The organism is Ostreiculturibacter nitratireducens (assembly GCF_032670585.1).
Taxonomy (GTDB): Bacteria; Pseudomonadota; Alphaproteobacteria; order Rhodobacterales; family Rhodobacteraceae; genus Ostreiculturibacter; species Ostreiculturibacter nitratireducens.
The window spans coordinates 1392501-1405310 of record NZ_JAVQHL010000002.1 but is presented as its reverse complement, the minus strand read 5'-3'; the positions used below and the strand labels follow the sequence as shown (position 1 = coordinate 1405310).

Annotated in this window: 13 protein-coding genes, 1 tRNA gene and 2 rRNA genes (1 of these 16 cut by a window edge); 12 read left to right on the top strand and 4 right to left on the bottom strand. The window is 59.2% G+C overall.

From position 1 onward, the window contains the following. The first annotated feature begins 147 nt into the window (after positions 1–147). The 12 genes from ABCN56_RS14240 to ABCN56_RS14185 all read left to right on the top strand — a co-directional run bounded on the left by ABCN56_RS14240 (position 148) and on the right by ABCN56_RS14185 (position 9752). Entirely contained in the window at positions 148–315 is a 168-nt protein-coding gene (locus ABCN56_RS14240; protein ID WP_343081448.1) for a phage head-tail joining protein, read from the top strand. Between the two features lies 1 nt (position 316). Beyond that, positions 317–661, top strand: a complete 345-nt coding sequence (locus tag ABCN56_RS14235; protein WP_343081447.1) for a DUF2190 family protein — start codon at positions 317–319, stop codon at positions 659–661. Positions 662–741: 80 nt separating this feature from the next. Continuing rightward, positions 742–1494 (top strand): Nmad3 family putative nucleotide modification protein, encoded by a 753-nt coding sequence (locus tag ABCN56_RS14230; RefSeq protein WP_343081446.1) that lies wholly within the window; start codon positions 742–744, stop codon positions 1492–1494. After that, positions 1494–2066: an Nmad2 family putative nucleotide modification protein gene (locus ABCN56_RS14225; RefSeq protein WP_343081445.1), complete on the top strand. Its 573-nt coding sequence runs from the start codon at positions 1494–1496 to the stop codon at positions 2064–2066. Before ABCN56_RS14230 ends, ABCN56_RS14225 begins: the two co-directional genes overlap by 1 nt. 424 nt (positions 2067–2490) lie before the next feature. After that, the gene (locus ABCN56_RS14220; protein WP_343081444.1) at positions 2491–3684 is read left to right on the top strand and encodes a tyrosine-type recombinase/integrase; all 1194 of its coding nucleotides are present in this window, start codon (positions 2491–2493) and stop codon (positions 3682–3684) included. Between the two features lie 193 nt (positions 3685–3877). Then, positions 3878–4534, top strand: a complete 657-nt coding sequence (locus ABCN56_RS14215; RefSeq protein ID WP_343081443.1) for a hypothetical protein — start codon at positions 3878–3880, stop codon at positions 4532–4534. Positions 4535–4674: 140 nt separating this feature from the next. Beyond that, entirely contained in the window at positions 4675–5397 is a 723-nt protein-coding gene (locus tag ABCN56_RS14210; RefSeq protein WP_343081442.1) for a hypothetical protein, read from the top strand. Between the two features lie 83 nt (positions 5398–5480). Then, entirely contained in the window at positions 5481–5720 is a 240-nt protein-coding gene (locus ABCN56_RS14205; RefSeq protein ID WP_343081441.1) for a helix-turn-helix transcriptional regulator, read from the top strand. Between the two features lie 137 nt (positions 5721–5857). Further along, a complete protein-coding gene (locus ABCN56_RS14200) occupies positions 5858–6079 on the top strand; it encodes a hypothetical protein (RefSeq protein ID WP_343081440.1) in 222 nt (73 codons plus the stop codon). Between the two features lie 185 nt (positions 6080–6264). Beyond that, positions 6265–7419 (top strand): hypothetical protein, encoded by a 1155-nt coding sequence (locus tag ABCN56_RS14195; RefSeq protein ID WP_343081439.1) that lies wholly within the window; start codon positions 6265–6267, stop codon positions 7417–7419. A gap of 120 nt (positions 7420–7539) precedes the next feature. Next, positions 7540–9285, top strand: a complete 1746-nt coding sequence (locus ABCN56_RS14190) for a hypothetical protein (protein ID WP_343081438.1) — start codon at positions 7540–7542, stop codon at positions 9283–9285. A 161-nt stretch (positions 9286–9446) separates the two neighbouring features. Beyond that, a complete protein-coding gene (locus tag ABCN56_RS14185) occupies positions 9447–9752 on the top strand; it encodes a hypothetical protein (protein ID WP_343081437.1) in 306 nt (101 codons plus the stop codon). Positions 9753–10112: 360 nt separating this feature from the next. Here the strand turns inward: ABCN56_RS14185 and ABCN56_RS14180 are convergent, their stop codons facing one another. From ABCN56_RS14180 to ABCN56_RS14165, 4 genes are all read right to left on the bottom strand, one after another. Further along, positions 10113–10649, bottom strand: a complete 537-nt coding sequence (locus tag ABCN56_RS14180; RefSeq protein ID WP_343081436.1) for a hypothetical protein — start codon at positions 10647–10649, stop codon at positions 10113–10115. Positions 10650–11411: 762 nt separating this feature from the next. After that, a tRNA-Met gene (locus ABCN56_RS14175) sits at positions 11412–11488 on the bottom strand. A gap of 48 nt (positions 11489–11536) precedes the next feature. After that, positions 11537–11651 (bottom strand): 5S ribosomal RNA (gene rrf / locus ABCN56_RS14170). Between the two features lie 76 nt (positions 11652–11727). Next, positions 11728–12810: ribosomal RNA gene (locus ABCN56_RS14165) — 23S ribosomal RNA — on the bottom strand (it continues 1754 nt past the right edge of the window).

Here is a 12810-nt window from a genome sequence, read left to right as displayed (position 1 = left end):
ACGATCTCTTCAGGCTTGTGCGCACTGCCGGGTGATCGATCCACTGGATCGATCACTGATCCGGCTCCGATCTGGGGCATTCCTCCATCCTCCAACTGGCTCGAAAGCCTACTTCAGGGAGGACCACCTCTAAGGGGGCAGGCACTGATGGCCGCGCGCTATCAGGGCGTCCGGACCGTCGAATACGACGGCAAGCGCGTCACCTACGCAAGCGACGGCGAGATGGCTGCCGCGATCGCGGACCTCAACCGGCGGATCGCAGGGGCGACCGACCGCATCTCGGTCGTCCGCATCCATTCCTCGAAAGGGCTCTGAGATGAACAACTACCTCCAGAACGGCCACATCGTCCGCGTCACCGCGCCCGCCGGCGGCATCGCCTCGGGCGACGCGCTGATCGCGGGCAGCATCTTCGGCATCGCCGCCTATTCCTCGGCCGAGAACGACCCGGTCGAACTCTCCACCACCGGCGTGTTCCAGCTGCCGAAGGCAAGCGCCGCGGTGCTGACGGTCGGCGCGCGCGTGGCGTGGGACGACACGGCGAAGGAAGTCACCACCCCGGCCACGGGGCGCTTCCCCATCGGCGTTGCGGTGGAGGCAGCCGGGAGTGGCGTCACCAGCGTCGCCGTGCGGCTGGATGGGATCGCGACGGCGGCGGCGTAACGCTGTGAAGATTGCGTTGCCAAACAGGCCGCTTTTCCAAGACACTATATGCGACAGCACTTGGACGGCGGCCAATTGGCGTGAGGATCATTTTCAGCAGGAAGGGTTTCGACAGCGGTGCGGGCGGCGCCCCGTCTCCGATTATCGACGGCCGACCGATCAGTCTGCCCATCCCGACCAATCGTCGCTCCGAGACCACCTACGCAGATCTCGGGCTTTCGGAGATTGTCGAGGCCGCGACGAAAGGGCGGATCGCAGGCACCAGCCTTTGCCATCACGATCCCATGTTCGAGAATGGCCGGTGCGCCTTCGGACAGACCGGAGCCGCACAGGCCCATCTCGCGAACAATGCCGTCGGGGTTGGCGACGTCTTTCTGTTCTTCGGGCTGTTTGCAGAGCCAAGCGGCCGGGATCGACACCACCGCTTCTTCGGATACCTGCAGGTCGAGGATGTAATCTCGCTGGGGGCGCACCCGGTCGCGGATGATCAGCCGCGTGGCTTCGCGATGCGTCATCCTCACTCGCTCGGAGAATGGAACCCGAATAACACCCTCTATCTAGGTCGTGGCCAGATCACGCATTCAGCGCACGACGAGCTGCGCTTGTCGCGGCCGGGAGGTGGCGTCAGCCACTGGCGTGTCCCGCCATGGCTGGTTGAGGTCGGCCTGACATATCATGCACGGCCGGATAGGTGGGAGGGTACTGACACGCTCAATGTCGCCGCACGCGGTCAGGAGTTCATCGCTGAGGCGGGTGAGCGGGATGACGCGCGCCGATGGCTCGAAGACGTCATAAGCGGAATCTCGTCCGCGCAGAACCTAGGAGCAAAGTGATGGCGCGGTTCTATCGATATGTCCTGGCCGACGACAACGGCACAGCCCCTTGCCCGCAGAATGGCCTGCTCACGCTGGCTACCTGCAAACCGGCCATTCGTAGAACAGCCAGAGCTGGCGACCTGATCGCAGCGTTCGCACCTTCACCCTTCCCTCGGGATATGCTCGCCTACGCGGCGCGCGTCCTCGAGGTGGTCGAGTGGCCTACCTACGTTTCGAAGCATGCCTATCCTAGCAGAAACGACGCCGTCTATTCGTTCCTTCCAGACGGTCAGGTGAAGCGATTGAGAGAGGGGTATCACCCAACTGATCGCCACCTGACTCAGGACTTGAGCGGGCCGGTCCTGATATTCGATCCGGCCGAGACCTGGTACTTCGGTGAGAACCCGCAGGCACTCCCGAAGCATCTGGAATGGTGTTCGATCGGCGGGAAGGGTTCGGGAACCGGCCGAGGCCACCGTGTCGATGAGGTCGATCTCGACGCCGAGGACAGCCTGCTCACATGGCTGAAGCGAACCTACGCGCCGGGTTTTCATGGGGAACCGCGGGGCCGGAGCACGCGTGGCTGCTGAACTCATGGAGCCCACTCGCCAAGAACTTCTCCGGAACACTGGCCCGGTCCCGTGTCGCATCCGCGTTGCACGGAGCAATCGGGGCTGGTCGCAAGCCTTTGGAATCTTTTGGGAGTGTTCGGGACGGCTCTGCAACACGGAACGGGCGCGTGGTTCGCGCCCTGTTCTGGCCTAAGCCTTTGATATCTTGCAGGAAAGTTTGGTTGCGGGGGTAGGATTTGAACCTACGACCTTCAGGTTATGAGAGCGATCCGAGGCATTTCCACAGCCTTCGCCGGGCTGCGCCAGCTTTCCCTATCCTCTTGATTCATTTGATTTTTCATTGACCGGCTTTGCGCCCGGGCACTACCCCTTTGGCTGTGATTTGACGCCGCATCCTTCCACAGTGCTTCCACGGAAGAGCGGCCTGCGAAGGGGTGAGCGAATGCCGAAACTGACCAAGCGGAGCGTTGAAGCGCTTCAGCCGCAAGCGGAGAACTATTTCGTCTGGGACAGCGAGATCATCGGCTTTGGCGTGCGCGTCATGCCCTCGGGCACGAAGACCTACCAGGCGCAGTATCGCAAGGGCGGCCGCACCCGGCGGATCAGTCTCGGGCGGCATGGCAATATCACGGCGGAACAGGCGCGGCTCAAGGCGCGGGAGGTGATGGGGCTTGTAGCCAAGGGCGAGAACCCTGCCGAGGAAATTGCCCAGGAACGGCGCGCGCCAACCGTGGCGGCCCTGTGCGAACGGTTCTTCGAAACGCATGTGCAGGAACGCTGCAAACCCTCCACGGCGGCGGAATATCGGCGGGCCATCGACAAGTTCATCAAACCGGCCATCGGTGCGTTCAAGGTGGTGGACGTGGAACGCAAGGACATTGCGGAGCTGCACCACAAGCATCGGGCCATTCCCTATCAGGCGAACCGGACGCTTGGCGTGCTCTCCAAGATGTTCAACCTGGCCGAAGTCTGGGGCTTGCGCCGCGACGGGTCGAACCCGTGCCGCCATGTGCCGAAGTATCGTGAACGCAAGCACGAACGCTTCCTGTCGCAGTCAGAGCTTCAGAGGCTCGGCCAAGTTCTGACAGAGGTGGAGCATGAGGGATCGGAAAGCCCGTTCATCGTCGCGGCATTCCGTCTGCTGATCCTGACCGGCTGCCGCCTTGGCGAAATCCAGACGTTGAAATGGGACTACATCACGCCGCGTCACATGGAACTGCCCGACAGCAAGACCGGGGCTCGCCGCATTCCCTTGCCGCAAGCCGCGCGCGAGGTTCTGGACGCCCTGCCCCGGATGGACGGCAACCCTTACGTTATCGCGGGCATTGTAGAAGGGCAGCACGCGACCGACCTCCAGCGCCCGTGGCGGCGCATCCGGGAACGGGCTGGGCTGGACGATGTGAGGATTCACGATTTGCGGCACACCTATGCCTCTATGGCAGTTTCCAGCGGAATGCCGATCCAGATGGTGGGGCGACTTCTCGGGCATAGCCAATTGCAGACCACGATGCGTTACGCGCATCTGGCGGATGATCCGGTGCTCGAAGCGGCGGCGCGGAACTCGGCTCAGCTGAATAGCCTGATCGGTGCATCCGCCCCCGAACGGCAGCGCCCGCGCCTGCGAGTGGTGCAATAGGCTGGGAGCGAAATCGAGCTCCAGCCTCGCGCTGGCAAGTAGCATACGCATCAATTGCATGGATTTAGCCTGTCGCGCGGCTAATGTGGCCTAGTCACTGGTACTGGGGGCTTCGATGCCTCACGCCATTATTTTGATCTAGTGCTATGCTTGCGCATCTGGACGACCTTCGGGGAGGTGCAAACGAGCCTCAATGTCTACACTCAAGGAAGAAATCGTCGGTCTCTTGAATCAGCGACCTGGTCTGACGGATCGTGAGATAACTAACGCCCTAAGGGGCCTCAGCGCCAATCAGCAGCCGGTCAATTCGGCGTGTCGGGAGTTGGAAGCCTCAAAAGTGTTGGCCCGCGCGCGACGGCGCCCATCGGACAATCTGATTGGCAACTATCTGACGGGTCACGCATTGGGCGACGGCGGCCCCACCACTAAGCAACCTTCACAGGCTCAGACCGGCGCGCGCAAGGTAACCAGTGAGGGTGATCTGTCAGAGGACGAAATCAAGAAATTGTTGGCCGTGTGGCTCGCCAACGCCGGCTGGGAGGCGCACATTGCGTGGGGGAAAACAGCAGGTATCGACATTGATGCTCGCCGAGATGGCGAACGCTGGATTATTGAGGCAAAGGGACCGGGTTCGCGCCCGCCGATGCGCGTCAACTATTTCCTGGCGGTGCTTGGCGAAACCCTCCAGCGAATGAACGATGAAGCGGCTGCGTATTCGATCGCATTTCCCGACATGAAGCAGTTTCGGGGTCTCTGGGATCGGCTGCCGACTCTGGCCAAGCAACGAACGGGAATTTCCGCCCTGTTCATCTCTTCCGATGGAACGGTCGACCACGTCACCGACCGCTAAGAAACACGCCCCGCGATGGTCGCGCGTTCGGGAGCGCGGCCGATGCGATGTCACACCCAGATCGCGTAATCTTATGCGGGTGGAACTCCCCCCGGCCAAGTGCGATACGCGCCTAACATTACCTTACATAGGGACACCCCGTGCCCGCACCGACTGACGACCAACTCAAGGACCTCTGGCGACACGGCGTCCCCCTGTCAAAGGCATGGGAAACCTATGCGCACCCGGACCTGAAGGAGCGCTGGGACGCCATTCCCAAGCTCAGCGGTCTGGAAGTGCTTGCCAGTATTATCAACGACACCGCCGAAGCCGGGAAACCACTGCATGAAAGCCTTCAAGGGGCCGCTGATCAGGCGAATGCCATGTTGGCGGTCAAGGCCGAGATGCAGGCGGCTGTCTTAGGTTACGTAAGGGACGGCCATCTGTTCGGGTTCGGCTATGAACCACCGCGTAAGCTGGCGTCGGTCCCTGTGGCCATTCCGAAGGCCATCTTTTCCGGGAAATGCGACTGGGACAGCAATGCTCTGAACCTTGGCGGTATGCAGTTCATCAGCGTCCGGCTGACGACGCGGCGGTATCGTAACGAAATCCTCGGGCGCGCACATGTTGTTGCCAGCAAGGACGCTCCGGCCAAGGGCCGCCCGGGTGTCGGCAAGCAGATCGAGGCGGTTTGCCGCGCGCTGATCGCGGAAGGCTTGGTGGACCCGACGCACTCCGCGAAGTCGCATTTTCCGGCGATCCGTGAACGGCTGGATCGGCACGTTGCCGAATTGCCCATTGCACCTGGCGCGATCAGCGACGAGACGATCCGCGTTCACTTCTCTCCTATTTTCAATGCGTTGAAGGACACCAAGAAACAATAAAAGCCCACCGATTTTATAGGTGTTTTTCTTGGTTCGCGCTTCCCCCATGTCTTGTCGCAAGGCAGCGACACGGAGGGAAGCAGATGCGAGCCGCAGGTGAAATTCTGAAGCAACCCGGCAGCGTGCCGGTCGAATATTGGGAAGGCTTCATTCCCGAAACCGAGGCGGCGGACTTCCTGTGCCAGAGCGTGCGCACGATCCAGAAATGGCGCGTCACCGGTGCCGGGCCGCAGTTTTACAAGTTCGGGCGTTCGGTGCGGTATCGCCGCCGTGAACTCTTCGATTGGGTCGAAGAGCGCCGCCGCGCGCACACGTCCGAATAGCCAGCGAGTTTTGCCCGCTCGGAGTTGGCAGCGCTGAGCGGGATTTTGGGGCCGGAAGGCTTCGACAGGGGCGCGGGGTGACGCCACCTCGCGCCCTTTCCATGCCTGCCGCCAGGGACAGCGAAAGGAGAAACACCATGTCCAATCAACCCGCCTACAAGTTCAAGATCGGCCTGATCACCGCGACCATCTGGGAGAATGACGGCTTCTATTCGGTTGATATCTCGCGGTCCTACAAGACCAACGAAGGCGAGTGGAGATCGACCAGTTCCTATGGCCACAACGATCTGCTGAACGTCGCCAAATGCGCTGAGCGGGCCGAGAACTGGATTTCCCGCAAGACCACAGTCGCAAGCTGATTGCAGGCGCCGGGCAATCCTGCCCGGCCCCAAAACCAATGCTGCCCCGCCGGAGGCACGTTGAAGGGCGCGCAAGCGCCCGCCCCTTCCCAAACCTCCCCCAAGCAGAGCGGCGGCGCCGCAGGAGGGGGATGATTGTAGCACCCCCCTCTGGAAATACCGTTCCCACAGGAGACAGACCGCAGATGCGCATCGTTCACCAAGGCTTTGACACCATCACCCTGTCGATCCAAGCCAACCTTCCCCCGGAGCTTTTCGACCATTTGGAAGACGAACGCGAAAAAGCCGAGGAAGCCCGCGCGCCCCGCCCTGTCAGCTATGGCGGCACGGACTTCGACCTCTTGCCGCATGGGGGCAACGGCTACCGCTTCATTCTCAAAGGCGGCCCGCTGGACGTGACCTGGTTCTTCAAGAAGCCCAATGCCCGCGATCCGTGGGGCATTCGCCTGACACTCGGCTCAACCCTGCTGGCAACGCAGGGCTTGGGCTATGCGCGGGCCTATATCGACAAGACGCTGGCTCGCCTGGGCATTCGCTATGGCGCGCATCATGTGAGCATCGCTCGGGCCGATTTCTGCGTGGACGTGCTGGCTCCTGAGTTTGACCTGGTGCCAGAGAATTTCGTGATCCACAGCCACACGAACCGCGCGGACCATCTGACTGCCGAAGGGGAGGACACGCGCAGCAACGGCAAGTCCGGGCGCTTCACCTCGGTCACGGTCGGCAAGATGCCGGGGCGGCAGGTGATCGTCTATGACAAGCGCCGCGAGGTGATCGACCATCGCAAGCCGATCTGGTGGGATATCTGGAACGCGAACCTTGAGCGCGACAGGCTGGCACCGCTGGACCCGGGGGAACGCGCCGCAAGCCAGGTCTGGCGCATCGAGATTCGGGCGGGCAAAGACCTTCTCAAGGACCGCTGGCAAATCCGGCAATGGGCAGAGTTCGATGCGCTCTTTGGCGACGTGGTGGCCGAGGCGGTCCAGAAAATCCGCTATTGCGCGCCGGACCCCACCGACACGAACCGGGCGCGCTGGCCCAACCATCCAATCTGGGACCTTGTGGCCGCAACGTCCGAAAGCGACCTGACCGAGATGCGCAGCCATGTTGACCCGCAGAAGGTCAAACACGTTCACCGCGAAGATCATGTCCGGCTGATCATGGCACTCCTGACGGGCAATGCCACCACGCTAGCGGCCCTGGAAGGCGTGTCAGAGACGAACTTGGCGGATCACATGGCCAGACTAGGGGAGAGGCTGAGAGAGGCCGTCAGGGCCGACCCTGAGCGCGCTGCGAACAAGCTGGATGAGGCGAAGGGGCGCTATCGGTTTGTGCAGTAGGGCGGAGAGCTGTCATTCGCTGCATCCTGGCAAGGCGTCGAAGAAATCACAAGAGCGGTCGTTCATAGCTGTTGCAGTTTCCTTTCCGTCTTTGTGCATCACGCCCAAAATAGGCTATGCTTGAATGATCTGACTTATCAAAAGAAATGCAAAACCCGGGCGAAACGAGAGGAGCATATCCTGGACGATCTTGAGTTCTTTCCCGACCATAACGCAAAAGGACCATCACCACTCGATCCAGCAGTTGCGAACGTCTGGATGCGTCCAATCTCCAACCGTTACGTTGACGGGTTCGATTTGGAGCTGTCGGCACGTTTCGGTGTTGAGTGCGTGTTGCTTCAGGATGAAAAGCAGGCGATTAGGGTGAGTGTCGGCGTCAAAAAGGCGCTCATAGAACTGCACTTCAAAAATTGTCAGCCCAGACAGATCTCTACCGAGACCGGTGGGACTACATACAGGCGCACGGAAACCAAAGGGATCGAAAGAGCAACTACAAGCGGGACAAGAACTCGTTTGGGAGGTGAAGCCAGGGTCGCTCCTGCTACACCAGAAGTGCCTATCACAGCCAGTGGCACTCTTGAAGGCGGCTTCTCACGCCAAACCGACAATGGCACTTCTTATAGAAACCAAGTCTCGCGAACATGGAGTGCCGAATGGGAGCGAGCCGGCCCCACCAGCATAATGATTGGATCAGGAGACACCGCCCTCATGGGGCAGGCAGTGGATAGCGTAAGGGGATGGCGTGTGACGATAGACACTACGCAGCCATTCTGCGGCGTCATGGCTTCGCTTACGACTCGAGCTGAGTGGCTGGATTTCGGGCGTATCGAGGTCGAGGGCCTCAGCGCTGCTCTCGCGCGGAAAGTGAAGGACGCGACCCGGAACAAGCGCAGCCGGGACCGCGAGTTGTTTGAGCTTCTGTTGAAAACGCTGGCCGAAAAAGGATTGCGCGCGCAATCGCAACGAGATGCGATGTTGGCCGCCGATGTGCAGGTGCTGCGTCGAAATGATCGCCAAGATGAGCTTGGCAAAAGCCTACCGGTTAATGTCCCACCGAGTTCCCCTCTACGCAGTATTCCTGTCAACATGGGTTTGGTTGAGGAGTTTCTTGACCTCGACGCATCGAAAAAGGTGGCCTTTCTCGAGCATCAGGGAGCGCCTTTCGAAGAAATCCAAAGGATCACGCAGATGTATCATTCGACCGAGCCCACCGTTGCGGGACGCTTGTTCAATGCGGGATCGGCTCCCCCAACTGCAAAGGAAGCGTTGGAGTTATCGCGAAAAGGCCCGATGAGCACTGCCGATTGGGACAGTCAAAACAAGAATCGCAGCAGGACGGATTTGGTCGCACTTGGTCTCATTGCGGTGGTAGACGGTATGGTAGTCAGTCTTGTGCCAAAGGACGTGTCCTCTGAGGACGCCTTGCGTCACGCGGCCGCAAAAGCACCAACCCTGATTGTGACCCGTGAAATCCTCTTGCGAGCCCCTCAAGCATCGGGAGTAGAGATAGCTGAAGAGATAGCGAGTCGCTTTGCTCGTAAATACAATACGCATGCGTCAAAGCTCCGTGTTGGAAATGCATTGCGGCGTTGGGCCATATGGCTTGAGCCTCACTTAGCCGATCCCACTGGTGGTAGCGGAGCGGCGCGGCTGCGGATTTCTGCCAAATCGGAGCGACCAGGCGTAGGCGCGCCTACACTGGCATCTCCCGAAACCGTTGCGCGCCTGCAAACTGCGCTCAACGAGGGATTGAGAGGCAGGGCTGCGGCCAAAGCTGCGGGGGTGTCGAGAAGCACGCTCTACAATTGGGCGGATCAGGGCATCGTTAACGTACCCAATAAGATTCAACGGAAGAAAAAAAAATAGCTCTCACTGTTCTCTAAGGCGCAGCGTAAGTCAGGTTCGACGGGCCGCACTGCAGCGTCCAAGGTGGGCGCTGGACGTTCCCTTAGAGCCGAGGCGCGATGATTTTGGTCCAGGGAAAAGAAGATTTGCGAGGATCTTTGTGTGGATGTATCAGAGTCGGTATGGATCTGATTTACCCAATAAATTTCGTGGGCCACGATGAGTGGATGGAAAGCGGATACGCGCTCAATCTTGCCGGTGGCTATGTCATTACCCGCGACGGTGAAGTTCTCGGAAAATGGCGTGTCGTGGCATATGATCCAGAGGCTGACGATGAGGGCGGACGGTATGAGTTCACCATAGACGGACAAGCTGGCGCTTTGTTTTCGGAAGATTTTGCGTTTCTGGATTATAGGATCAGTCGGGGACTCGCATTGTCAAATTTGACCCGGACGATCAAGGAATGGCACGAAGCTCTGCTTTCTTGATGTTGCTGACTTGGGCCTGAACAATCGCATGAAGGCTTCTGAATTCTCTTAAGGCCCGCAAGGGTGTGCTTTGTTCGTAGCACAGATAACATCCGCCCTATTTCACTAAGGGGTCGGACATCTCGGCCAGGTGTCGCAAAGTTCATCAATGGCAGCTTCGGCGGAGCTGCACCGCCGCGTCGAACCGCGAAGGCAAGGTCACCTTTGGGCCAGAGCGCAGGGGGAGGCCGGATTGGCCACCTGCCCGCCTGCTGCATCGCCGCACGTCGGCTTGGAGGCTATAGAAGACAGCCAGCGACACCACGTCAGCCTCGGTAGGTCTTTGGGGGCGGGCTTGGGGGTTTCCCTTCGGCTTTGGACCTAGATCGCAAGCCCCATCACATCGGTGATACCCCATGTTATGCACGCTGTTGGCGCTAGGTCGTCGTGGTCACAAAACTCGATGTTGTCGAGTTGTTCGGGCTTAAGGTCAGGCAGTTCTACCCTGAACTCCGCTTCGTCCAGAGGGTCTATCCAAATTGGTGTTTCAGCGTCGAACTCTTGTTCGGTGCCGTCCGCGTCGTAGATGCTTACTGAAATCCGTATCCAAGTAGTCACATGGTCAGCTGTCTTGTTTTGAAGGATGCCACCCCAACTAACGGTTCGCTGGTCCATACGTGGTCCAGCGCGACCATTCGCATGGTCGTTGTTATAAAGACGCTTCTGAAAGGTCCTGATACACGTTGCCCGGACGGCGTCTTCGGAGAGAAGCTCACTGCTTGAATAGTTCATGCAAGCTTCGACACCCCTCAGGGTACCTCGTTTCGTTGCCTCGTTTATCACTCGTTGTAATGGCTCAATGCCGATGACCAAGGCCGCTACGAGACATGCCAAGCCTCCGATCAAATAGTTTTTCACCTAGCTCATCTCCATCAATCTTTGGCACCAAGTTATACCAACTATCTGAGGGCCAAAATGCGGCGTTTATAGACTATTCCCAACTCTGAGAAGGACTCTACCGACTTGACTCCAGCTACTGGCAAAAGCTCGTCGCAGTACAGGTCAAACTCCGGATAACGATGCCGCAGGGAAGCCGGCAAGTGCGACATTAGCGGCCCTTGAGCGTTCGGAACGGCGCCGCCGTCGCCAACGCGGGTCTGTCTGTTGGGGTGCCAGTCCTTCGGCTCAAAGACAGTTCTTTCTCCGAAAGACGCACCTCTTGCCACATCACGTCGAACACGTTGGCCCCAAATTCGTCCAACGATATCTCTCCAAGAGAAGCGCACCCCGTGCCTCGATCTAAGCAGCCTCATCCTTACCCTCGCCTGTAGAGGCTCGGAGGTCTATGGGGTAATGACGGGCCAGATGACGCCCCCCAAACTGGCCCTTCGAAGTTCCGGCCGCCCCCTAATCCTCCTTCGCTCCACGATGCCTATTGGGATTTGTTCAGACAAGTTCGCCCGATGCCCCCCGAAAGGGCCTAGGTGCCTGAATCGGCCTCGTAGCCACCGCCACTCCGAAATGGGGCAGTGACATACCTGTCTGCTGCATTTGATGTTACTGTTTCGCCACAGGACCAACCCAGCCCCGCGTGCTTCCACAGTGCTTCCACGACCTCGCCTGGAACGCAAAACGCCGCCCTTGGGCGGCGAACAACGCATTGTTTTTGCTATGATAATTTGGTTGCGGGGGCAGGATTTGAACCTGCGACCTTCAGGTTATGAGCCTGACGAGCTACCGGGCTGCTCCACCCCGCGTCAGGGTGATTTCATCGTGCGAGAGATACGGTTTGTGTTTCTTTCTAGGTTTGGCGGTGACCTACTCTCCCACGTCTTGAGACGCAGTACCATCGGCGCGGCGGCACTTAACGGCCGAGTTCGGGATGGGATCGGGTGTTTTGCTCGCGCTATGACCACCAAACCGAGAAAGAAACACAAATCAGGTGTCCAAGTGACTTTGCAGAAGTTCGCAGGCGCATGCCTGGCTTCTACTGGATCAAATCAAGCCTATCGGGCAATTAGTACCGGTCAACTGAACGCATTGCTGCGCTTACATCTCCGGCCTATCGACGTGGTGGTCTTCCACGGCCCTCAAGGGAGACCTGGTTTTGAAGGGGGCTTCCCGCTTAGATGCCTTCAGCGGTTATCCTGTCCGCTCATAGCTACCCAGCACTGCCGTTGGCACGACAACTGGTCCACCAGTGGAGCGTTCACCCCGGTCCTCTCGTACTAGGGGCAACTCTTCGCAAGTCTCCTACACCCACGGCAGATAGGGACCGAACTGTCTCACGACGTTCTAAACCCAGCTCACGTACCTCTTTAAATGGCGAACAGCCATACCCTTGGGACCTGCTCCAGCCCCAGGATGAGATGAGCCGACATCGAGGTGCCAAACGATGCCGTCGATATGGACTCTTGGGCATCATCAGCCTGTTATCCCCAGCGTACCTTTTATCCGTTGAGCGATGGCCCACCCACGTGGAACCACCGGATCACTATGGCCGTCTTTCGACTCTGCTCGACTTGTCAGTCTCGCAGTCAGGCTGGCTTCTGCCATTGCACTCAACGAGCGATTTCCGACCGCTCTGAGCCAACCATCGCGCGCCTCCGTTACACTTTGGGAGGCGACCGCCCCAGTCAAACTCCCCACCATGCAGGGTCCCGGACCCGGATAACGGGCCGCGGTTAGACATCAAGAATGCGAAGGGTGGTATCTCAAGGGAGGCTCCACGAGGACTGGCGTCCCCGCTTCAAAGCCTACCACCTATCCTGCACATCACATTCCTGATGCCAGTGCAAAGCTGGAGTAAAGGTGCATGGGGTCTTTCCGTCTAACCGCGGGTAGTGTGCATCTTGACACACAGTTCAATTTCGCTGAGTCCACATCAGAGACAGCGGGGAAGTCGTTACGCCATTCGTGCAGGTCGGAACTTACCCGACAAGGAATTTCGCTACCTTAGGACCGTTATAGTTACGGCCGCCGTTTACTGGGGCTTCAATTCGGAGCTTGCACCCCTCCTTTTAACCTTCCAGCACCGGGCAGGCGTCAGACTGTATACGTCGCCTTACGGCTTCGCACA

Excerpts from the sequence above, each read along its gene's own strand:
- ABCN56_RS14215 (WP_343081443.1), top strand. The coding sequence starts at position 3,878 with ATGTCTACACTCAAGGAAGAAATCGTCGGTCTCTTGAATCAGCGACCT.
- ABCN56_RS14225 (WP_343081445.1), top strand. The coding sequence starts at position 1,494 with ATGGCGCGGTTCTATCGATATGTCCTGGCCGACGACAACGGCACAGCC.
- ABCN56_RS14185 (WP_343081437.1), top strand. The coding sequence starts at position 9,447 with ATGGATCTGATTTACCCAATAAATTTCGTGGGCCACGATGAGTGGATG.
- ABCN56_RS14195 (WP_343081439.1), top strand. The coding sequence starts at position 6,265 with ATGCGCATCGTTCACCAAGGCTTTGACACCATCACCCTGTCGATCCAA.
- ABCN56_RS14205 (WP_343081441.1), top strand. The coding sequence starts at position 5,481 with ATGCGAGCCGCAGGTGAAATTCTGAAGCAACCCGGCAGCGTGCCGGTC.
- ABCN56_RS14235 (WP_343081447.1), top strand. The coding sequence starts at position 317 with ATGAACAACTACCTCCAGAACGGCCACATCGTCCGCGTCACCGCGCCC.
- ABCN56_RS14220 (WP_343081444.1), top strand. The coding sequence starts at position 2,491 with ATGCCGAAACTGACCAAGCGGAGCGTTGAAGCGCTTCAGCCGCAAGCG.
- ABCN56_RS14240 (WP_343081448.1), top strand. The coding sequence starts at position 148 with ATGGCCGCGCGCTATCAGGGCGTCCGGACCGTCGAATACGACGGCAAG.
- ABCN56_RS14200 (WP_343081440.1), top strand. The coding sequence starts at position 5,858 with ATGTCCAATCAACCCGCCTACAAGTTCAAGATCGGCCTGATCACCGCG.